Consider the following 22,906-nt stretch of genomic DNA (forward strand, 5'->3'; position numbering starts at 1 on the left):
ACCTCTATATTAATTCGTATATGTTCTTGCTAATCCACCGATAAAATAAATCACCATTCCGGCAATTGCAATATGTGAAGCATACTCGTATGCGCTGCTTCCCGAAATTACGCCAATTAAAAATATTAATAATCCAGCGAATAAAATTCCTAAACTAATTTTACCTTTAAATGTTTTGGGAAAAATATGATAAACATCATTTGCTTTAATTTCTTCATCACTTGTTGATCTAGCTTTCCAAATTGCCGACAAATTTGGATTTTCAACATTAGTTTTAAAAATAAAACTAAATAAAGGAGTTGCAATAATTGTAACGCCGGCGCTAATAAAAGTGGTTAAATTAAAATCGTAATTTAAAATAAATTGTCCAACAGCTCCAGAAATTGCACCGAAACTATATCCCAAAATTGCACCTTTCCAATGAATTTTTTTCCACAATAATCCATAGAAAACTGCAATGATAAAAAGCGGCATATCCATAATTGCTATAATTGTTAAATAAGCATTTACTGCTCCGCCCAACATCGGAACCAAATATGTGAACAGCATCATTGCAATTCCAGTAATTATTGTAACAACTCTTGCTACAAATAAAAAATCTTTTTCGGTTGCATTCCGCTTCAAAATATTTGCATAAATATCACTTGTAAAAATTGTTGCAACTCCGTTTAGATTTCCGGAAATTGTAGAAAGTTGTGATGATAATAATCCAACTACAATTACTCCTAAAACAATATTAGGAATATGATTTGCAATAAGTATTGGAACTGCCGAATCAGAATTTTCTAAAGCCGGATATAAAACCCTTGCTGCTAATCCCGGTAAATTCCACAAAAGTGCAAATGGCGTTGTAACAATTCCCGCAAGCACTAAACCTTTTGCAACTGATCTTGTACTTTCCGCACCGAATGCTCTTTGCAGTAAACCTTGATCAACGCTTGCCCATTGAATTCCAAGAAGAAATATTGCTAAAATAAATTTCCAATTATATGTTCCTTCTTGCTGAACAAATGTTAAAGATCCTTGTGGAAGTTTCTCAACTAAACCGGGCCACCAACCAACTAAGTTCATAACAATTGGTAATAGAATTAAAGCACCGGCAAGCATTAAAACAAATTGGATAACATCTGTTAAAGCAACAGACCACATTCCGCCCAACATTGTATAAAGAATTACCACAACCGAAAATATTAAAATCCAACCGGTAAAAGATTCAAATCCGGTAATGGTTTGAGCGGCTATAACCGCAGTATATAGAACTACACCAAGCCAAAATGATAATCTAAAAATCCATATAAACGCAACAAACGTTCTAACACCTTTGCTGTATCTCATTTCTAAAAATTCGGGAATAGTTCTAATTCGTAATCGTCTAAAAATTGGAATTATAAAAAGTCCGGAAATTACCATTGCCATGTTGCCGGTCCAAGTTTGCCATATTATTGAAATACCTTCTTTGTATGCAATACCGGCTTGACCAACAAAACTATAAAGATTAACATTTGTTGCGGCTAAAACTGCTGCAAGTATGAATGGAGTTAATTGTCTTCCGGCTAAATAGAAATCATCAGAATCTCCAACCCATTTATAAAAAATTGAGCCGACATAAAACATTGCGCCAAGAAATGTAAAAACAATAATGTAATCAATTGTATTCAAGAATTACTCCACACTTTTATTTTTAATTTCACTGCGTTTTTTTTGAATTAGTACTTTAAATTCTTTTACGGGTACCATAATCCAAATTACCAATATTATAAATCCGGTAAGCCAAATACTCCAAGTTACCCAATCAAAATACATTTTTGCTCCTTAAATATTTTTTACTTCATTATTAACATTTTACTACACTTCATTTCATCTCCAGTTGAAAGACTGAAAAGATAAATCCCGCTTGATAATTTATTTGCATCAAAATTTTTCTCATACCAACCAGCACTCAAATAATCATTTACAATTGTATCAATTTCTTCACCAATTGAATTGAATAATTTGAGATTTACATTCGCCGGTTCTTTAATAAAAAATTTTATCCTTGTCGATGAATTGAAAGGATTAGGATAATTCGTAATAAAATTTTCGGATTGCTTGCCATCTTCAAAAATATTTTCTATTGAAGTTGGATTATTAACCTCACTAAAAATAAAATCTCCATTGTAAATATTTCCACTAGATGTATCATTAATATTTACAATTGAATTAAGATTGTTATATCCGGTTGTTGATTCCCAAATATTTTGATTTGCAAATCTTATTGAATATTCAACTCTATCATGCAATTGGTCAATTGGATCGGGCATATTCAAATAAATTTTGTAATCACCCATTTCCATATTTTCCGGAACACCAATGATTTCTTCAATTGTAATTATTGAATCCGGCTGCCAAAATCTTGGATCAATAGGAAGCTTAGAAAAATATTTTTTTTGAGTTTGATTATTCTCAAGAACAATTTCAACATTTCTCGGATTATATAAAGATGCAAATCCAATATTTTGCAAAATTAATTTTAGCTCAAAAGTATTTCCTAATTTTACATTCTGCTTAAACTCACCTTGTAGTAATTGAAATCGATAACCCAATTTTAATTTAATTTCCGGCAAACATCCATCTGATTGCCATCCGCTAATTACAGAAGGATGATAACCATCATTCAAATAAGTCCAACGTAATCTTTTCAATTCTGAAAGAGAATTTCCGCATTCAGAAAATTCACTTGGATTACAAGTTTCGCCACCCATTGGTGTAAACAAACATTCATCATTTAAATATTTTTTTTCTTCAGTTGTATCTTGATAAGTACTATAATCATCATAGTTTGCTAAGAAGCAATCATTATGATGTCCGGTTCTTGAAAAATTAGATTCATTAAATGCTTCACTATATTCAATCGAAGTTTGTCTTTCAAATATTTCTCTTTTGAATAAAGGAGTTCTCAGCTGAATCATTCTTTCCGAAGGAAGAACAGAAAGTATTTTATTTACTATTTCTCTTCTTGAATTTACATTATCCAAATTATTTGTTGATGAATGCCACTCACCCCAAGCTCCTATAAATCCGGCTTGAAAGAAAGCAATTACATCATAATTATCTTCTAAAATTTCTTTTAGCTGATCTAAATGAGATAGAACGATATTTAATGGAGCATCTGTTTGTCCAATATCTTGACTATAAGCAAAACGCAGAATACATTTAATTCCGGCATCGCGCATAATTTTAAAATCATTTTTAATTAAGTTTAGCTGTTTATCACTTAGCAATTTATCTTTAAAATTTTTGAGATAATAAATTCTTAAAATTAGTGATTGCTTATCACTTCTAACATTTTGCAATTGACTAATTGATAATGAACTTCCTTCAGATTGAACTTCAAAATGCGAGTAAAATCCTCTTTCGGGATTTGCAAAATCTTCATTTGAATAATCATAATTAACTAAATTATATTGTGCAAATAAAATTTTATTTGAAATCAATAAAACAATTAAAATGAATTTTTTCACATTTACCTTTTAACATTATAGAATAATTACAAACTTCCCTTGAGCTGAGCCAATTGAAGAATCAACATAAAAGAAATATAATCCGGAAGCCACTAATTGCTGGTCTTCATTTTTTAAATCCCACTGAGCAATACTTTCCGCAATTGAATTATTTGCTTCATGATTTATAGTTTTAACTAATTCTCCAGCCGTATTGAAAATTTTTATTGTTGCATTGCTCGGTAATCCGGTAATTTGAATTTGATTTTCATTTCCGATCTCCCAGCCGCTTGCAACAAAATAAGGATTAGGAACAACTCTAACATTTTTTAATTCTGATAATGCAGCCGGAGCTGAAGGAACAACTTCAACTGTATTTGATCCAACTTTTGGAATGCTTGCGGCAGTATTTTCTAAAGGACCAGTAATAGCATTTCCGGTATCATATGCTGCGACATAATATCTGTACTTAGCGCCATTAACAACATTATCATCAACAAAATATCTTACAGAATCTCCGGAATTAAAAAAAGATAAATTTTCTATTAGCATTGTTTCATTTGGCAAACCCGATTCTTCACCTAAATTAAACCAAGCAAATTCCGGCAGTGTTTTATAATAGCCTTCAATTCCATCAATTTTATCAAATTGTGCTAAAGGAATATATTTTGTTGCTCCGTTAAAATCTTTAAACGATTCACTTCCCCAAGTTACGCCGCCATCTAAAGATCTGTAAATTTTATAACCTTCAAATTGTTCGTCTTGCTCACTAATTTTATTCCAATAAATTGTATTTTTTCCATCTCCGGCAACAACTTCAACTTGAGGTTCTTGCGGAGCTTTTACAACTTCCCATTTATTTTGATAAAGTGTAATTACATTTTTTGTGTTTTTAATTAATTCTTTTTCATTCATTGCAAATACAGTTGCAAAAATTAAAGTATCAGATTCACCCGGCGCTAAATCAAATGCACCAGAACCAATTACTTGCAATCCATCAGAACCAAATCCTAAAAAATATCCGGGTCCGCCGTCTAATTCATCTGGAACTCCATTTTCATCAAAGTCATCATCAATTCCATCATTATCACTATCATGCTGATCTTCTAAATTTGCAAGATTATATTTATAATATAATTCTTTACTTGCACCATTTCCTCTTGGAGTAACTGCTTCCATCCAAAAATGAAACGCATCATAAGTTTCAACTTTTTTAGAAGCCCCGGGCATTCTTAATGCAACTGTTCCGGAATGCGCTATTTCATTGGCAGCTAATGATCCGCCATTGGGATGATCTTCGTAACCATTATCATCAGTACCATAAGCCAATTGTAAATCTTTTCTATAGTAATGTCTATCGTCATCTCCGGTTGAAGTTGGTGAATTAAATAATGGTAAATATCCAAAATCAGAATGAATACCGGCACGCATATCTTTTATTGTTGCATCACCATTATTTCTTATAATAAAAATCCACACAATAAAATCTTGATACAATTCTCCGGTCCAAGCCAATCCTCGCATTTCCATACTGGTACGAAGCCATCTTCTATCCGTATCACCCAAATCAGTTCCTTGCCAAGAATACATTACTGAATAAGTTTCTTGATCTGCAAGTCTCTCACCATTTGAACCCATTCCCGGCCAGCCTTCACTTCCAACTAATAAGTTTTGATTTGTTCCGGGAATAATTGAAGGCCATCCATTTGTTGGCCAAGTAGTTGGATCTGAACTTAACGCCGCTTTATCATTTCCAGTTACTTCTGGATATGGAGCAAAATGTTCTTCATCCCAAAATGCAGCGGGACCTTCATCCAAAGTTGCATCAAGATAAGCTAAATTTTCCAGGTTAACTCCGCCAACAACTCCGGCATCTTGATTTCCAGGCGCTCCAATAACAATGCCTACAGCAGTTCCATAACTTATTCCGCTTCCATTTGGATATTCAAATGCCGGCGGTCTTGCAAGTGGAATGTTTTGTTCATTACCGTCACATAATAATCCGGTATTGTTAAAAATTGTTCTTACTCTATTTATATCCAATGTATTATATCTTTGATACAACATCGGATCGGATAAATTTGGTTGTCCGATTAAATTAAAAAATATAAGAAAATTTAGAAGTATTAGAATGATTTTAAATTGTTTCATTTTTATCTCATCAAAATTAATTTTTAACTGGGCTTGATATTATTGACTCAAGTCCGGAAACGCCCAAATCAATTACCTTTAAAATTGTAAATGTATTTAAATCTAAAATTACTACTGATGTTGTAAGCGTAATATATACAAGCTCCTTAGTCGGAATAACAGTTAAGGATTGAACATTATTTTCAAATTCAATATTATTTAAAATTTCTTTTGAAGATTTTGAAAGTTGGTAAACTTTGTTTCCAGCAGCCAAAATTAAATTTTCTTTAGAAATCACAATTTGACGAGGTTCTTTTCCATCTGACATAGAATAGAAATCATTTATGGAATTTCCATCCTTATCAACAACTTTTACTTTTTTACCTTTTGTATCACAAATAAATAATTGCTGGTCTTGATCATCAAAAGTAATTTCTCCCGCAACTAAATTTGCAATACTTTTATTTAGTCGTTTAATTACTTGTCCGTTTTCTGGATTTAACAAAACCAAATCTAATGTAACCTGATCAAAAGTATAAAGTGTTGAACCATCGGTTGACATTGCAAGTTTTCCGGGGAAAAAAGATAAATTATTTTGACTTAGAATACTTATTGAGTTTAGATCAATACTGGTAAGCTGCTTTCCATTAACACTAATTACATGTGCAATATTATTTTTGATTACAATATTTGCCGGAAAAGCATTTGTTGAAAACGTTGCAACATTTTGATTTGTAGAAATTTCGTAAACTACAACTTGATTTTTTGAAGTGTTTGAAATAACTGCATATTTTCCATCTTCAGAAATTGCAAAACCCTCGGGTGCGGAAAGTGAAGATATTTCATTTCCTAATTCATATAAGTTTTTGAAAGAATATATTTTCCCTTGTTTTCTATCGCGAAGAAAAATATTATAAAATCCTCCTTCAGAATAATCACCTTCTGTAAAAAACCAAGTATTAGCTATTTCAATTGTATCAGAAAAAATTCCCTCGCCGTTTACACCAATAGTATTATTATTAATATCTTTTACGCTTCCTTTTAAAGAAGCAAAATAAAGTGTTGATTTTTCTAATTGCGTTTTTGGAGTAAAAGTTACAATGCTATCATTTTGTGCAAATGCTCCACTAACAATATTATTATTTTTATCTTTTAGAGAAAATTTATTTTCAAAACTTCCGATATCCATTGGTTCATCGAAAATAAAATTAATTATGCCGTTTTTTGAATAAGCTAAATCTCCGGAGTTTGGAGAAATTGATAGATACATTGGTCTAGTAATTTCAACCGGAGCAGTTGGCTCACGATCTGAACAAGAACTAAATTGCAGCCAATAAATAATTGAAATTATAAAAATTATTTTTTCACGAAATAAAAATTTGAATTTCATATTTCATTCACTCTTATTAAAAATTAATTGCCAAAGATATTTGATGAATATCACTAAAACTTCCAAAGTCTGTATAGGCATAATCAAACTGAATTTGCCCGAGGTTTTCTAAATTAACTTTTGCACCGGCACCGGCAGAAAATGTAACCTCATCATAATTAAATCTATATCCGCCGCGGATTGTGAAATTATCTAGGAATTTTAGACTTGTTCCAATATTATGTCTTGGCTGAAAATCTCTTGCATCTGTTAATGTATAGCTGGACTGCATTGCAAAATTATCAACTTTAAATATTTCTGTCGATAAACCAATTTTAAAGAATAATGGTATATCCCAACTTTTTGTTTCAAGCACTGCCGGAATTTCTTTATTTGTTGGACTTCCGGGAACTACATGCGAAACAAGTAAATCTTGACCATTAAATTTCATCGAACCGCCAAAGTTTGATAAAGCAATTCCGATTTTCATATCGTTCAAAAAAGAAGTAACAAAAACGCTTCCTACATCGAATGCAATTGCACTTGCCGATACAGATGATAAATTTTCATTTATATATTTTATTTTCACACCAACAGAAAATCTATCCGTTAAATTTCTCGCAACTCCAAGTCCTATTGAAAAATCATTTGTACTAAAATATCTGCCAGTTCCTTTTTGTTCTAAAAGAGTTGTTTCTTCAATATCTCCGGAGCTGAAATAAGAAACTTCTAATCCGGCAGTTACATAATCTAAATCAATTGCAACTCCGGCATATGCAACGCTTGTTTCAACTAACCAATTGACATAAGAAATTGCAAGACTGTTTGAGCCAATTCGACTAATAGTTGCGGGGTTCCAATAAAACGATGAAGCATCTTCCGCTAAAGTTAAATCTGATTCGGCAATGCCAACTGTTTTTGCACCCAATCCAATTTTCAAAAAATTTGCTGATGATGTTCCAACGTAATTTACTCCTTGCCCGTATTTAAAATTAGCAGTTAGTAATCCCGCAATTAAAAAATAAATTCTAAAATTCTTAATCATTTATTTCTCCAAAGAATTAGCAATGAGAGCTAAAACAAATTTAAATTAAACCCAATTTGAATTCTTCTTCCCGGTCCCCACATTGATGGATTATTTGTATAATCATCTGAGGTTGCCGGATTTGTATCAACGCCGGGTTTACCGGAATCGGCATAAACCCACCAAACATTTTTTCGGTTTAGTAAGTTTGAAATCTGAACATATAATTTTGCATTCAATTTCCAAAAATCAAATTCCTTAGAAAGAATTGCATCTAACGAACTTATGAACGGAGCCCTTTCTGCATTGGGTTGAAAGACATTATAAGTATATGGTAATCCGCTGCTGATTCCTCCTAGAATTGAAAATCCCCATTTATCAAGAAATTCAAATGTTGCGCCAAAAGATAAAGTATGTGTTTGATCCCAATCAGCCGGAAAAGTTCTTGATAAATCTTGAGGTTTTGAAAAAAGCAATGAACTAGTAACTAATGCTTCTGAATATGAGTAATTTAAAAACCCGGAAAAATGATTTGTTAATTTTTTATATAGTGATAGCTCAAGCCCTTGAACAGTTGCAAAATTAATATTATCAAAGATTGGATATTTTTGAGTTTTTATAACATCTCCGGAAACAATTTTTCCTTCCGTAATTACAATTCCAATTAAGTTAGAAGTTTTTCTATAAAAACCGGTTACATCCAGAGAAATATCTTCAGAAACTTGAAGCTGTAAACCTACTTCATAATTTACTGTTTTCTCTTCCTCAATATCTCCGCTTGCAATTGCACCTTGAACTGAACTTACATTTGGCTGCGGGTACAAAGGATAAGTTTGATTCATCCCTTGAAATGCTTTGTAAAAATCCGGATATTGATAATAATGTCCATAGCCAAACCTAAACGCAGCTTTATCAGAAATTGGATAGCTTACTCCAACTCTTGGACTAATATATTGCGATTTTGGAACTTTGCCAATTTCACCATCGGGAGAATTAATATCTACAACAAATTCTCTATTTGGATCTGTATAATCATAACGCAATCCTAAATTTATCACCATGCCGATGTCATTGAATTCCATTTTATCGTTTACATAAAAATGAAATTTTCGTGGTTTGTAATCATAATCTTCTAATATTTGCCAGCCGTTTGGATTAAGCCTTTGAAGCTTTGTCTGCAATAACGAAAATGAAAAACCGGTATTTAAATAGTGTTGATTTGTAAGCTGACTTGAAAAACTTCCTTGAAATTCGTACTTATCAAAAAAACTATCGAAGTAAACAAAATTCTCTCCGGCAACAGAAAATTCTGCAATTAAAAGTTCCGGTCTAATTTCGTAAAATGCCGGATCTTCAAAAACTCTTGATAAAAATTTTCTCGAATATTTCGAAATTGTTAAATCATAAAATGTATTATTGCTGAGAACATGAGTAAATTTTGTATAAAATAAATTATCATCTAAATTTACATGCGGAGTTCCGTATGGATTATACTTAAAGAAATGATCATAAACTCCATAATCAGTTTTCGAATTATAATAACCAAATCTTAATTTCACATCGTTTGAAATTTGCCAAATAAGTTTTCCAAAAAGAAATTCATTATCACGATAATTTAATGGAACAACTTCCGGATCTCCGGTTTTGTCTGCACCTCTTGAGTCAACCCAATTCGGCGGAATATAGCCATTGATATAACCATCGGAAGTGTAATTTCTATAATTTGCAAAAAATGATAAATTGTTTAATCCGGGAACCGGACCCATTAATGATATTTCACCATTGTAAACATTTTGACTTCCGCTTTTCTTACCTAAATCATCGGAGTATCCGGTCAATCTAATTTTATAATCTTGCGCAACATTATCAAATGTATTCATTTGAATTACACCGGACATTGCTTCACCAAACTGCGGAACAAAAGTTCCGGTTAAAGTTTGAATTGATTGAAGCGTAAATTCACCAATTACATCTAAATTATAACCGCCCCACAAAGCATCATTTACATTTATTCCGTCGAACAAATAAAGAGTTTCGTTTGTTCTTCCGCCCCTAAAGTGGAAACCATCATTTGGAATTGTAGCAAATTGCCCAAACACCGGCTGCGAGTTTATTGGAATAGTTTGAATATCCGCGGTAATTCCGGCTTGAGTTGTAATTAAACTTTTTATAGTTCCTTTAACCGGTAAATTTTCTATTTGACTTGCATCAATACTTTGTACTTTTGCAGTTAAATCTTTTTGAACTCCAGTTCTACCTTGACTAACAACAACTTCTTCAAGTTCAACAGATGAAGTAGTTAACTTAAAATTTAACTCCGTAGTTAATCCGGCAATTACCTCAACATTTTCAATAGTTCTTGATGTGTAACCAACGGAACTAGCTCTAATTTTATATTTTCCCGAGTTGAGATTTATTATGTAATAAAAACCATCAGCACCAACTACGGCTCCGTTATTTGTGCCTAACACAAGAACATTAGCTCCAATAACCGGTTCGGAATTTTCATCTAAAATTTTACCAGAAATTTTTCCGGTATTTTGCGAAAATGTTATTGTAGCTGAAAATAAAATCATTGAAAAAATTATTAATGATTTCACCGTTTTTTCCTCTTTTTCGGTTATAAAAAATCCCCCAATAAATTATTGAGGGATTTATAAAACTATTACTTCATTACAAGCATTTTTTTAGAAATAACATTTGATCCAACTTCTAATGAATAAACATAAATTCCGCTTGCCAAATTTTCGGCTGAGAAATTTGTTGTATAATTTCCTGCTGAAAGATTTTGATTTACTAATGTTGCAATTTCTTGTCCTAACAAATTATAAACTTTTATTTTTACAAAATTTGAAGATGGAATAGAAAATTGAATATTCGTAGTTGGATTAAATGGATTCGGATAATTTTGCATCAAAGTATATTCAGTTGGAATTTGAGTTGCCTCATTTTCTTTAACATCTGTAGTATTATCAATTTTGACTTTATAACCGGCAACTCCGGTTTCTGAAGCATAATCTGCACGCCATGGACCTAAATTTTCGCCAGCATAAATCATTACGGCAATTTCCGTAGGTGTAACAAAATTTGTTAAATATTTTGGATTTAGCAAAATTGATTTTGGAATAGAAAATTCAACATCATTATTTGAAAAATTCCAAGCAACATTTGAACCTTGCGTATTACTTGCAACTTCATAATCCCAAGAATTTCCGGTTTGTTTATGTTCCCAAATTGCCTGAGCAAAACCTGTACTATCTTGAAATGTTGTATCAGCGGGATAAACTTGAACAAAATAATCATAACCATTTCCCCACCATCCCCAAGTTAAACCAGTTGTATCTCCTTCACCCGGATCAACTGAAATGTAAGCAGCAATTGCTGCTCCGCCATGATATGAAGTATCGCTTGCTATATTCATTACATTTGCAATTGAATTCATTTTTACTCTAACATATACATTGTTATCATCAGAAGTTGCAAAAACATCCTCAACATCTAAATCTGCAAAGTATGAAGTATTTGATGGATTTGGAGTATCCGGATCACCGTTTTCAAAAGTCATTTCTTCAACATTTGGAGCAACATCTAATTGTGTTGTCGTTTCCCAATCGAAGAATACACCGTCAACAGTAATCGGTCCAGGTTCAGTAAGAGTAAATTCATAACCAGCAACGCCCGGCATAGAAGCATAATCTGCACGCCAAGGTCCTAAATTTTCACCAGCATAAATCATAATTTCAATTTTTTCCGGAGTAGTAAAATTAGCCAAATGTTTAGGATTTAAAAGTAGTGATTTGGGAATTGCCATTTCAACATCATTGTTTGAACCATTCCAAGCTGCCTTAACTCCAACAAGAGAATCTTTTACTTCAAAATCCCAAGAAGTGCCAGTTTGTTTATGTTCCCAAATAAATTGTTCATAGCGAGTATTTGCTTCTGCAACAGTATCAACGGGATAAACTTGAACAAAATAATCATATCCGCTTCCCCACCATCCCCAAGTCAATCCCGTTGTATCCGCATCTCCGGGATCAACGGAAATGTAAGCTGCTATTGCGGCACCTCCATGATATGATGTATCATTCGCAATATTCATAATATTCGAAATGGAATTCATTTTAATTCTGATGTAAACAAAATCCGCATCATCAGTTGCATATAAGTCATCAACATCTAAATCAGCAAAGTATGAAGGATTAGATGGATTCGGAGTATCGGGATCACCATTTTCAAATGTTAATTCTGCAGTTGTATCAATATCCAATTGATGAGCAGTATCCCAATCAAAGAAAACCCCATCAATTTTTATTTGTGCATTTGTTGTAGCACTAAATGCTAAGAATAAAAGTATCACAAAAGTAAAAAATATTTTTTTCATATTACCTCTCTTTTGGTTTTTGATAATTATTTTTATCTACTTAAGATGAATAATTTTTTTAGAAATTGAGTTATTCTCAAAATCAAGTTTACAGAAATAAACTCCGGATGTTAAGTTTTCGGAATTTAGAAATTTGGAATAAATACCTTTCGCAAAAAATCCTTTCTCTATAACTTTAACTAATTCTCCAAGATTGTTAAATAGTCGTAATTCAACATTTCCATTTTGTGGAATTGAAAAAGTTATTTGTGTGCTTGAGTTAAAAGGATTAGGATAGTTTTGAAATAACTGAATTAATTTGGGAATTTCCGAAAATTGTTTTTCAATTTTTGTAATTCCGGACAAATCAAATTTGAAATACTCGCTTGCAAAATTATTTGGTGAAATATCTAATAAAGAATACGGCTCAACACTTTCATTATTTTGAAGCAATATGCGAATATTGTTTTTAACATTTTCCGGATCAATTAAATTTAAAGGAATACTTAACTCTAATTGATTTGGATTATTTTTTTTTATCATTCCCAAAGCTGCACTCCAGCTCCAAGCAGAACCACCTTGACCAGTATATTTCCATAATGTTTCATTTTCAATCATGTATTCAGCGCCGGTTAGAGATGAATCTTGGTATCTGTAACCAGTGTTTTCATTATCATCAATATCAATAAAAATATGATAGAAATAATTTGACCATTCTCCCAAAATTTTATAACTCAAATAAAAATTTTCTTCGTCAACAGTCGCCCATAAATCTTCAATGTCTGCATTGGGAAAATCGATATCGAGAATATTTTCTATTGGATTTGAATTTGTATCTAATTTTGAAATATTATTCCAATCACTGAAATTTCCATCAATAGTAATTGATGATGTTGAAAGATTTGGCGGTGTTGCCTTAATAATTTTAAAATTTTGATCTTCATTTCCAATATTATCAACAGCTCTAAGTAGAAAATAATAATCTTGATAGTTTTCTAAATTTTCTACAGAAAATGAATGATAATTTTGCTCTTGATTAAATACTGTGTTTACATTACTTATTTTAACTGAATTGTTAAAATTAAATTCTGAATTTTTCGTGTAGTAGACATTATAATTTATTGGTAAAGTCTGATCAGAAGCAATTCCCCATTGTAATTCAACTTTTTGATTTCCAGCAATTGCATTAGCTAAACCAATACCGGAATTCCAAGTCGGAGGATTTAAATCATTTGTATGTTTGTGAAAAACATCATATCTAATTTGATCTAATTCTCTTCTTGTTATATAACTTGCCCAATTGTATGCAGCAGTTTCATTTAATTGTTGTTGAATTTTAGTACTTTCAGAAGAATCAAAATAATCAAGAGCAATAATTTTAAAACCATCCGGTTTAGAACCTTCCGTGTTTAATTTATCAGCCCAGTATGCTCTATCTCCCTCAATAAAATATGATTCAAACATAATTCCATCAATGTAAGGACGAATATTATGTGAATATGCAGATGGAATTTCCGGATCGAAATAAAATAGACCTCTGTTTACAATTAAATATTTTTCCGGATATTGATTTCTCAACCACTCAATTAAATTTGACATTCCGCTAACCATCCATCGATATGGCCAAGGCGACCATGGAGAAGCTGAATCAACCGTATCAAGAAAAAGTCCATCACAATTTTTTATTACTAAAGTATTATCAGCCCCGGAAGGATTTGATTTAATATAATTCCACCATAAAGTATCTCCGGCATTAACATAGTAACTTCCCCAATTGGAATTTTGATCCGGCTCACCATTTTTGTCGGCATCGTCTAAATACCAAGAAGCAACACCTTTATTTGTATAAACTAAAGATTGAGTTCCCCAATCGTAATAACAAGGACCTCGTCCATCGCCAATAACAGAATTTGTATGATCTTCGCCGATTGATAAATAACCTATTACAACAACATCATCACTTGTTCCATAAATTTTATCGTGACCTTTTTTCAATTCGGTAATCTGTTCAGTAGTTATATTCGATGGTTCAAGAATTACCAAATTAAAATCCTTTGCACGAATTATTTTTTCATCATTCCAGCTTCCGTAATAACATAAATAATCTGTGGAACTATCAATTGGCAGTTGAACTAACTTTGAGGAATTATCTTCAGAATGCAAAATTGGCATATTTATAAAAAAAGATAAAACAAAAAGCGGCAAAATTAGTTTTAAAAATATTTTAGAAATTTTAATCATTTTTAACAATTCGGTTTTATGAAAACTTTTTCTAAAGTTAATTTCTAAAATATTTTAATAATAGGCAAGTAATTTTTTAAATTTTTTAATAATTATTTCAAAAAAAGGTTCTGAATTGTGAGGAAATTCTTTGATTTTTTTTTTGAATGAATTATTTTTTTTTAGGTAAGAACTGTAATAATTTATTTTACATGTTTTTCTGCGTGATAAGAGCTTCTAACTAACGGACCGGATTCAACTGCTTGAAAACCTAATTTTTTACCTTCTTCTTTATACATTGCAAATTCTTCTAATGTAACATATCTATCAACCGGTAAATGATTTTTTGTCGGTTGTAAATATTGTCCAATTGTCATTATATCACAATTATGATTCTTCAAATCCTTCATTATTTCTAAAACTTCTTCGGTTTTTTCACCAATTCCAACCATAATTCCGCTTTTGGTTTTTAACCCTTTTGATTTAAACCATTTTATCAAATTTAAACTTCGCTGGTAATTTGCTTGAGGTCTTACGGCGTGATATAATCTCTGCACAGTTTCTAAATTATGATTTAAAATATCCGGTGGATTTTGCATAATAATTTCAAACGCTTCTTCATCGCCTTGAAAATCCGGAATTAAAATTTCAACCGTACATTGAGAAGCTTTCTCTCTAATTAATTCAACTGTTTTAGAAAATATTGCTGCGCCGCCGTCTTTTAATTCATCACGATTTACGGAAGTAATTACAACGTGTTTTAAACCTAAATCTATTACAGATTGCACAACACGGTTTGGTTCATCCCAATCTAAAAAAGTTGGTCTTCCAGATTTTACATCACAAAATCCGCAAGTTCTTGTACACGTATCTCCCAAAATCATATATGTTGCGGTTCGACTGTTCCAACATTCAGCTAAATTCGGACATTTCGCTTCTTCGCAAACAGTGTTGAGTTTTGATCTTCGCATCATTGAAAGAACTTCACGATAATTATCACCGGAAGGCAATCTCACTTTTAACCAATCCGGCCTTCTTCCCAATTCAGCTTTTTCATGTTCAACATTATCTTTGTATTCTCTTTGATGCTTATTTAATTTCATTATCTAAACTTTCTAATTTTATGATGTATAAAATAATCAAAACATTTCTTTTATATTCATATTTACGAAAATTACATAATTACTTTTTATCTTAACTTACTTTAAATCTTTATGAACTTTAGGCACTTTCTTTTAATTATTTATTATATTTACTAATAGTTGAATTGAGAAAATTATGTTTTGCCCAAGCTGTAAAAATCCAATGATTGTTTTAGAATTTGAAGGAATTGAAACCGATTATTGCCCAAACTGTGAAGGCATTTGGTTAGATTCCGGCGAACTTGAATTATTTCTTGAAGATTCAAAAGATAAACAAGAACTGTTAAATTCTTTTAAACCAGCGAAAGAAGAAAAAGAAAATAAACGAAGATGCCCGATCTGCAACAGAAAAATGGGTAAAACAAGAGTTAGCGATGATAAAGATATTGTTCTCGATGAATGTAAAAATGGTCACGGATTATGGTTTGATAAGGGTGAAATCCTTGAAGTAATCAAAGAAGGTTCGATAAATAAAAACAATAAAATCATTAATGTTTTAGAAGATATGTATAAAATGAAAATTGAAAAAGTAGTTAGTAGTTAGAATTTAGAATAAAAAAAATGGAGGATAAATGAGTGCATTTTTAATTTTTGTAATAGCAATTGCTGTAATTGCAATGTATGCAGTTTCAATTTATAATGCATTAGTTCGCTTGCGAAATCAAGTAAAAAATGCTTGGTCGCAGATTGATGTGCAGTTAAAAAGAAGACATGATTTAATTCCTAATTTGATAGAAACTGTTAAAGGATATATGAATCATGAAAGAGCAACTTTAGAAAATATTACCAAAGCCAGAAGTGCCGCAGTTGACGCAACTTCAGTTGCAGATAAATCCAAAGCAGAATCTGAATTAAGCGGAGCTTTGCAGAAATTTAATTTAGTTGTTGAAAATTATCCCGATTTAAAAGCAAACCAGAATTTTCTTGCACTACAAGAAGAATTGACAGCAACGGAAAATAAAATTTCTTTTTCACGACAAAATTATAACGATCAAGTTTTATTCTATAATAATAAAATTGAAATGTTTCCATCTAATATTGTTGCCGGAATGTTCAAATTTATTAAAGAAGAATTTTTTGAAATTGAAGTTGCAGCAGAACGCGAAGTACCGAAAGTACAATTTTAAGAAAATAAATCTCAAATAATAAAAAACATATTACAAATAAATAACAAAGTGCAAATTCTAAATTGAAATTTTAGTTTAGTACATTTTATAAAGAATGATATCAATAAATTTCTTTTTGATATTTTAATTTGAATTTTGCTATTTGTTTTTTTTATTATTTGAATTTTGAGATTTTATATTTTTTGACTTTTCACTTTTTGACTAATAACTTTTAACTTATTTTATGTGGGAATTAATCCAAGCAAATAGACGAAAGTCAATTATACTTTTTTTTGCAATGGGAATTATCCTTCTGCTTCTAGGATATTTTGTTGGAGAAACTTTTCTTGGTTATGGAAGAGGTTCATTTGGAATTTTAATTGCATTTGTAATTTGGGTAGTACTTTCGGCAATAAGTTATTTTGCGGGGAGTTCAATAATTCTTTCAATTAGCAATGCAAAAGAAGTTACAAAGGAAGTACATCCGCAACTATTTAATATTGTGGAAGAAATGTCTATAGCCGCAAATCTTCCAAAAATTCCTAAAATATTTATTGTAAATGAGCAAGCCCCTAACGCTTTTGCGACGGGAAGAAAACCCGAAGACAGCGTTGTTGCAGTAACTGCGGGATTGCTAAGCCAATTAAATAGAAACGAACTTCAAGGAGTAATTGCTCATGAAATTTCGCACATTATAAATAGAGATGTTTTATTTATGACATTTGCCGGAATTATGCTGGGCATAATTGTTATTATTTCAGAAGTTTTTACTCGTGGTTATTTTTTCGGCGGCGGCTCATTAAATAGATACAAAAATAAATCATCCAATGGTGGAAACGAGCAAATTATTCTTTTACTATTTTCTATAATATTTATGATAACCGCTCCGTTCTTAGCTCAACTTTTATATTTTGCAATTTCAAGAAAACGTGAATACCTTGCAGACGCAAGCGCAGTAAGGTTAACTCGTTATCCGGAAGGATTGGCAAATGCATTGGAAAAATTATCTCTAAACAGATTTAATTTAAATTCTGCTAATAAGGCAACAGCGGGAATGTATATTGTAAATCCACTTAAAAAAACTGGAATGCAGATTGAAGATTTGTCTTCCACACATCCGCCGATTTCTGAACGAATAAAAATATTACGCGGAATGATGCATGGTGCTGATTTTGCTGACTATCAAACGGTTTACAATAAAATTAAAAATAATTCAGAACAAATAATTCCAGCTTCCGGACTTAAAACAAAAGTAGATATTCCAATATTATCGCAAATAAAAAATGTTACAAATATTGGGAAGAAAGAAGAACAAAGAAAACTTGGTGATATTGTAATGAATGTAAATGGATATAATTTTTACAATTGCAAATGCGGAGTTACAATTAAAGTTCCCCCAACTTTTAAAGGAAATTCTGTAAAATGTCCAAGATGCGGGGAAGTTAATATTACAAATTAAACTAAGTTCACGTCAAAATTTTCTAAAATATCTTCAAAAATATTCTGCTGACTATGTAATTAGCTTATAGAAAATCATGAGCAGGGTTTAGTCAAATTATTTGTTTTATTTCTACGTATTTACGTATCCAAACTGGAATTGAATATAAAATTTTATAATTGCTACTATACTTGTTTTTTATCATATTGCCATAAAAAGAGTTTCGATATGCCTCAATTATCTTTATACGTTGATGATGATACATTAAAAAAAGTTGCGAAAGCAGCAAAGCTTGAAAATAAATCTATTTCAAAGTGGGTTTCATCAAAAATAAAATCTTCTCTTAGTAATTCTTGGCCAGAAGATTGGTTTAGTTTATTCGGATCAATATATGATGAATCATTTGGTTCTATCATAAAATTAGAATTCAAAAATGATTCTGAAAGAGAATTCTTATGAAGTATTTTATAGATACGAATATCTGTATTAATTTTTAAAAGGAACATCAAGTAAGTTGCATGAAAATTTTCAAAAGATAAATCCAAGTGATATTAAAATTCCTTCAATTTTAAAAGCTGAACTTCTTTATGGTGTTAATAAAAGTAAAAAGAAGAAGGAAAATTTGGAAATAGTAAATAAATTCTTATTCCCTTTTGAAATTGTGCCATTTGATTCAGAAGCTGCTGAATTTTATTCACAAATAAGATATCAACTTGAGAGTTCTGGAAATGTTATAGGTCCAAACGATTTGATAATAGCATCAACCGTTCTCGCAAACAAAGCAATTTTAATCACGAATAATGAAAGAGAGTTTAAAAGAGTACAAAATCTAAAAGTTAAAAACTGGATTTAACTAAACACTGCTCACATCAAAATTTTCTAATGTATCTTTAACAAATTTTAAAAACTTTCCGCCCAACATTCCATCGACTAATCTATGATCATGACTTAAAGTTAAATACATCATTGGTCTTATTCCTATTGTATCATTTCCATCAATATCAATTATTACCGGTTTTTTAACAACCGCACCAACACCAAGAATTGCAACTTCCGGCTGATTTATAATCGGCGTGCCAAACAACGCACCAAAAACTCCGTAATTCGTAATTGAAAAAGTTCCGTCAATAACATCATCCGCTGAAAGCCCTTTATTTCTTGCTTTTGTACTGATTTCAGAAATTGCTTTTGCTAAACCAATAATATTTTTTTCTTCCGAATTTTTAATATTGGGTACAATTAATCCATTTGGCTCAAGTGCAACGGCAATTCCCAAATTAATATTTTTCTTAACAACAATATTTTCTCCTTCAATTGAAGCATTAACCAAAGGAAATTCTTTTAACGCTCTAATTGATGCATAAGATATAAAAGCCATATATGTTAGTTTTATATTTTCTTCTTTAAGAAAACGGTCTCTATTTTTTTCAATGAAGTTGTAAATTTTTGTCATATCAACTTCCATAATTTCGGATACATGAACGGAAGTATCACGACTTTTAATCATATGACCCATTATTTTTTTACGGATATTATCCATTGGAATTACTTCATCTTTTCCTTCCGAAAATTTAAATTCCTTTTCTGTGGCTTTTGTTAAACTTGATTTAGCTGCACCTTTAGTTTTAATATAATTCTGAATATCACTTTTTGTAACTCTTCCATTAATTCCGGTACCTTCAATAAATTCCAATTCAGATTGTGAAATTCCTTCCTTGCTTGCAATATTCATAACCAATGGCGAATAAAATTTGTTTGAATGAATTTTTGGAAGATTAGTTTTTTTTATCGGTTCAATTTTTTGCTTATCTATAATTTCTATTTCATTTGCCGGATCATTTTCTTTTACTTTTGTTATTCCGGTTTTTGTAGAAATTCGCGCAACAATTTTCCCAACTTCAACAACATCATTTACGTTAAATAAAATTTCGGAAATAATTCCATCAACCGGTGATGGAACTTCCGTGTCAACTTTATCTGTACTAATTTCATAAATTATTTCATCAACCTTTACAGAATCACCGACATTTTTATGCCATTTAATAATTGTACCTTCTGTAATTGATTCTCCCATTTTAGGCATTGGCAATTCAACAATTGAGCCTAATTGATTTGTTGAAGGAATTTCTTCATTCTTTTCTTCAACATGAGTTTCATTTTCACCGTTGGTTTCAATAATTGCAACAACTTCATTTATTGGAATTGTTTCATTTTCGTAAGCTTTAATTTCAATTAAAATTCCATCTGCCGGCGAAGGAATTTCGGTATCAACTTTATCAGTTGTAATTTCATAAATTATTTCATCTTTCTTAACAGCATCGCCAATTTTTTTATGCCATTTTATAATTGTACCTTCATTTATACTTTCACCCATTTTCGGCATAATAATATTTACTTTCATTTTTTCTCCAAAATCTGCAATTGTTAATTCAAATTACTTTGAAAAAATTTTAATCTTAATTTTGTGACTTTAAATTTCTAAAAATAATTAATTGATTCTTATGTCTCCCAAAACGGACTCCTCAGAATAATTAAATATTATAAATTAATATTCTAAAAGTTTTTTTAACTCATTATAAATTTTATTTCTGGATGGAAGAATTTCTCTTTCCAATTTTGGATGAAAAGCAATCGGCGTATCCAATGCTGCATAACGTTTAACCGGACCATCCAAATGTTCAAAACATTCATCAGAAATTCGAGAAGCAATTTCGGCTCCAAATCCACCGGTTAAAGTATCTTCATGAATTACCATTACTTTTCCGGTTTTCTTTACCGAGTTAAAAATTGTTTCATTATCCAAAGGGAAAATAGTTCTTATGTCAATTATTTCCACAGAATATCCTTCATCGGCTAAAATTCGTGAAGCAAATTCAGTTTCATGAACCATCGCTCCGTAAGTTACAACAGTTATATCATTTCCTTCTTTCACAATATTTGCTTTACCGAATGGAACAAGATAATCAGCATCGGGCTCCGGACGTGTTGCATAACTTTGTCTGTACAAACCTTTATGTTCAAGAAATAAAACCGGATCATTTAAACGAAGCGCAGTTTTTAGTAAACCTTTCGCATCAGCCGCATTTGATGGATAAGCAATTAGCAAGCCGGGCATGTGTGCAAAAAACGCTTCAATATTTTGGCTGTGATATAATCCGCCATTTATATATCCGCCAATTGCAACTCTAATTACAACGGGTGCTTCAAAAGTATTATTTGATCGATATCTAAGCATAACAAGTTCATCTCTAATCTGCATAAACGCGGGCCAAATATAATCACCAAATTGAATTTCGACACAAGGCTTTTTTCCATAAATTGCCATTCCGATTGCAACACCTAAAATACTTGCTTCTGCTAACGGCGAATTAAATACTCTTTCATTTCCAAATTTAGTTGATAAACCTTTTGTTGCTGTAAAAACTCCGCCTTTGCCATCGGCAACATCTTCACCAAAAACATAAATTTTATTGTTACGTTCCATCTCTTCACGCAATGCATGATTGATTGCATCAACCATTACAATTGGAATTCCCTCGGATTTGCATTCATTATATTTAAGTATGTTCTTTTTTCCGCTTTCATCCAAAACATATTTTTTTACATTTTTAACATCCGGTTCCGGTCTTGAATATGCCCAATCTGCCGCTGAATTTACTTGATCATTAATTTCTTTTTTCAATTGAACGAAAGAATTTTGTGTTATAATTTCTTCTTTGATTAAATACTCAGAAAATATATTTAGCGGATCTTTCTTCAAATCTTCTTCAAGTGAAATTTTTGATCTATATTTTGCTTGATCATCGGAAGTGGAATGCGAGAATAATCTTATTGTTTTTGCTTCAACTAAAACTGGTCCGTTACCTTTTCTCGCATATTCAAAAGCGTCTTGCGCAGTTTGTTGCATTGTAAAAAAATCAGTACCATCGACAGAAAATCTTAACAAATTTTCATATCCGCTCATCATTTCAGAAACGGATGCATTTTTTCCGGCAGTTTGATTTTCAACCGGAACGGAAATTGCCCACTTATTATTTTGTATAACAAAAATTACCGGAATTTTTTCTCTGCTCGCCCAATTTACAGCTTCATGAAATTCACCTTCGCTAGTTGTTCCTTCGCCACCGCTTACATAAGTTACAGATTTTTCTCCCGATTTTTTACTTGCAAGTGCGGTTCCAACAGCTTGTAAAAATTGCGTTCCAGTTGGACTTGATTGTGTTGGGACATTAAATTCTTTCGAAGCCCAGTGGCAAGACATTTGTCTTCCGCCGGTCATTGGGTCATCTTCTTTTGCTAATTGATGCAAAAATATATCTTCAATTTTGGTTCCAAGTCCAAGCATAAAACCCATATCTCTGTAATATGGATAAGCCCAATCAACACCTTTGTTCATTTGTAAACCAAATGCTAATTGAGTTGCTTCATGTCCGGCAGAGGGTAAATGAAAATAAGATTTACCTTGCTTCAGCATATTCATAATTTTTACATCCATTGTGCGCGATGTAATCATTAATCTTAAAACTTGAAGCAATTCATCTTTTTTCAAATTATTAAATTTATTTTTACCGGTTCCATTTCCATTATCATTTGAATGATCGCTTACAAGATTTTTTACTTTTGCCCCATTTTGCATTT

At 31.4% G+C, this 22,906-nt stretch carries 16 protein-coding genes and 1 pseudogene; 5 read left to right on the top strand and 12 right to left on the bottom strand.

Going from position 1 to position 22,906, the window contains the following annotated elements; translation table 11 throughout:
- Positions 1–9: 9 nt before the first annotated feature.
- The 10 genes from IPH62_18825 to lipA all read right to left on the bottom strand — a co-directional run bounded on the left by IPH62_18825 (position 10) and on the right by lipA (position 15,685).
- The gene (locus IPH62_18825) at positions 10–1,659 is read right to left on the bottom strand and encodes a sodium:solute symporter family protein (GenBank protein ID MBK7107333.1); all 1,650 of its coding nucleotides are present in this window, start codon (positions 1,657–1,659) and stop codon (positions 10–12) included.
- 3 nt (positions 1,660–1,662) lie between these two features.
- A complete protein-coding gene (locus IPH62_18830) occupies positions 1,663–1,803 on the bottom strand; it encodes a hypothetical protein (protein MBK7107334.1) in 141 nt (46 codons plus the stop codon).
- A gap of 20 nt (positions 1,804–1,823) precedes the next feature.
- On the bottom strand, positions 1,824–3,500 hold the full coding sequence (locus IPH62_18835; GenBank protein MBK7107335.1) for a DUF4832 domain-containing protein: 1,677 nt from the start codon (positions 3,498–3,500) through the stop codon (positions 1,824–1,826).
- A gap of 15 nt (positions 3,501–3,515) precedes the next feature.
- The gene (locus IPH62_18840; GenBank protein MBK7107336.1) at positions 3,516–5,630 is read right to left on the bottom strand and encodes a T9SS type A sorting domain-containing protein; all 2,115 of its coding nucleotides are present in this window, start codon (positions 5,628–5,630) and stop codon (positions 3,516–3,518) included.
- A 16-nt stretch (positions 5,631–5,646) separates the two neighbouring features.
- Positions 5,647–6,999 (bottom strand): Ig-like domain-containing protein, encoded by a 1,353-nt coding sequence (locus IPH62_18845; protein ID MBK7107337.1) that lies wholly within the window; start codon positions 6,997–6,999, stop codon positions 5,647–5,649.
- Positions 7,000–7,015: 16 nt separating this feature from the next.
- Positions 7,016–8,023: a PorV/PorQ family protein gene (locus tag IPH62_18850; GenBank protein MBK7107338.1), complete on the bottom strand. Its 1,008-nt coding sequence runs from the start codon at positions 8,021–8,023 to the stop codon at positions 7,016–7,018.
- 29 nt (positions 8,024–8,052) lie between these two features.
- Positions 8,053–10,602 carry a TonB-dependent receptor gene (locus IPH62_18855; protein MBK7107339.1) on the bottom strand — a complete coding sequence of 850 codons (2,550 nt, stop codon included), beginning with the start codon at positions 10,600–10,602 and terminating at the stop codon, positions 8,053–8,055.
- Between the two features lie 65 nt (positions 10,603–10,667).
- Positions 10,668–12,383 (bottom strand): T9SS type A sorting domain-containing protein, encoded by a 1,716-nt coding sequence (locus IPH62_18860; protein MBK7107340.1) that lies wholly within the window; start codon positions 12,381–12,383, stop codon positions 10,668–10,670.
- Positions 12,384–12,419: 36 nt separating this feature from the next.
- Positions 12,420–14,534: a T9SS type A sorting domain-containing protein gene (locus IPH62_18865; GenBank protein MBK7107341.1), complete on the bottom strand. Its 2,115-nt coding sequence runs from the start codon at positions 14,532–14,534 to the stop codon at positions 12,420–12,422.
- Positions 14,535–14,785: 251 nt separating this feature from the next.
- A complete protein-coding gene (gene lipA / locus IPH62_18870) occupies positions 14,786–15,685 on the bottom strand; it encodes a lipoyl synthase (protein MBK7107342.1) in 900 nt (299 codons plus the stop codon).
- Between the two features lie 175 nt (positions 15,686–15,860).
- On the opposite strand from lipA, the gene IPH62_18875 reads away from it, so the two are divergent.
- From IPH62_18875 to IPH62_18895, 5 genes and pseudogenes are all read left to right on the top strand, one after another.
- Positions 15,861–16,268 carry a zf-TFIIB domain-containing protein gene (locus tag IPH62_18875; protein MBK7107343.1) on the top strand — a complete coding sequence of 136 codons (408 nt, stop codon included), beginning with the start codon at positions 15,861–15,863 and terminating at the stop codon, positions 16,266–16,268.
- Between the two features lie 28 nt (positions 16,269–16,296).
- Entirely contained in the window at positions 16,297–16,851 is a 555-nt protein-coding gene (locus IPH62_18880) for a LemA family protein (protein MBK7107344.1), read from the top strand.
- A 223-nt stretch (positions 16,852–17,074) separates the two neighbouring features.
- The gene (locus IPH62_18885; protein ID MBK7107345.1) at positions 17,075–18,289 is read left to right on the top strand and encodes a M48 family metalloprotease; all 1,215 of its coding nucleotides are present in this window, start codon (positions 17,075–17,077) and stop codon (positions 18,287–18,289) included.
- A gap of 207 nt (positions 18,290–18,496) precedes the next feature.
- Positions 18,497–18,727 (top strand): toxin-antitoxin system, antitoxin component, encoded by a 231-nt coding sequence (locus IPH62_18890; GenBank protein ID MBK7107346.1) that lies wholly within the window; start codon positions 18,497–18,499, stop codon positions 18,725–18,727.
- Positions 18,724–19,121: pseudogene (locus tag IPH62_18895) on the top strand (type II toxin-antitoxin system VapC family toxin). Before IPH62_18890 ends, IPH62_18895 begins: the two are co-directional and overlap by 4 nt.
- Here IPH62_18895 and IPH62_18900 read toward each other — a convergent pair.
- Together IPH62_18900 and IPH62_18905 are read right to left on the bottom strand one after the other, a co-directional pair.
- Positions 19,122–20,669 carry a 2-oxo acid dehydrogenase subunit E2 gene (locus IPH62_18900; GenBank protein ID MBK7107347.1) on the bottom strand — a complete coding sequence of 516 codons (1,548 nt, stop codon included), beginning with the start codon at positions 20,667–20,669 and terminating at the stop codon, positions 19,122–19,124. It abuts the pseudogene before it with no gap.
- 144 nt (positions 20,670–20,813) lie between these two features.
- Entirely contained in the window at positions 20,814–22,904 is a 2,091-nt protein-coding gene (locus tag IPH62_18905) for a tungsten formylmethanofuran dehydrogenase (GenBank protein MBK7107348.1), read from the bottom strand.
- Between the last annotated feature and the right edge of the window lie 2 nt (positions 22,905–22,906).

It is taken from the genome of Ignavibacteriota bacterium (genome assembly GCA_016708125.1).
Lineage (GTDB): Bacteria > Bacteroidota > Ignavibacteria > Ignavibacteriales > Melioribacteraceae.

What these genes read in the sequence shown, in the direction of transcription:
- lipA (MBK7107342.1), bottom strand. Translation starts at nt 15,685, where the DNA reads ATGAAATTAAATAAGCATCAAAGAGAATACAAAGATAATGTTGAACAT.
- IPH62_18830 (MBK7107334.1), bottom strand. Translation starts at nt 1,803, where the DNA reads ATGTATTTTGATTGGGTAACTTGGAGTATTTGGCTTACCGGATTTATA.
- IPH62_18880 (MBK7107344.1), top strand. Translation starts at nt 16,297, where the DNA reads ATGAGTGCATTTTTAATTTTTGTAATAGCAATTGCTGTAATTGCAATG.
- IPH62_18865 (MBK7107341.1), bottom strand. Translation starts at nt 14,534, where the DNA reads ATGCCAATTTTGCATTCTGAAGATAATTCCTCAAAGTTAGTTCAACTG.
- IPH62_18860 (MBK7107340.1), bottom strand. Translation starts at nt 12,383, where the DNA reads ATGAAAAAAATATTTTTTACTTTTGTGATACTTTTATTCTTAGCATTT.
- IPH62_18905 (MBK7107348.1), bottom strand. Translation starts at nt 22,904, where the DNA reads ATGCAAAATGGGGCAAAAGTAAAAAATCTTGTAAGCGATCATTCAAAT.
- IPH62_18890 (MBK7107346.1), top strand. Translation starts at nt 18,497, where the DNA reads ATGCCTCAATTATCTTTATACGTTGATGATGATACATTAAAAAAAGTT.
- IPH62_18850 (MBK7107338.1), bottom strand. Translation starts at nt 8,023, where the DNA reads ATGATTAAGAATTTTAGAATTTATTTTTTAATTGCGGGATTACTAACT.
- IPH62_18885 (MBK7107345.1), top strand. Translation starts at nt 17,075, where the DNA reads ATGTGGGAATTAATCCAAGCAAATAGACGAAAGTCAATTATACTTTTT.
- IPH62_18875 (MBK7107343.1), top strand. Translation starts at nt 15,861, where the DNA reads ATGTTTTGCCCAAGCTGTAAAAATCCAATGATTGTTTTAGAATTTGAA.
- IPH62_18840 (MBK7107336.1), bottom strand. Translation starts at nt 5,630, where the DNA reads ATGAAACAATTTAAAATCATTCTAATACTTCTAAATTTTCTTATATTT.
- IPH62_18900 (MBK7107347.1), bottom strand. Translation starts at nt 20,669, where the DNA reads ATGAAAGTAAATATTATTATGCCGAAAATGGGTGAAAGTATAAATGAA.
- IPH62_18845 (MBK7107337.1), bottom strand. Translation starts at nt 6,999, where the DNA reads ATGAAATTCAAATTTTTATTTCGTGAAAAAATAATTTTTATAATTTCA.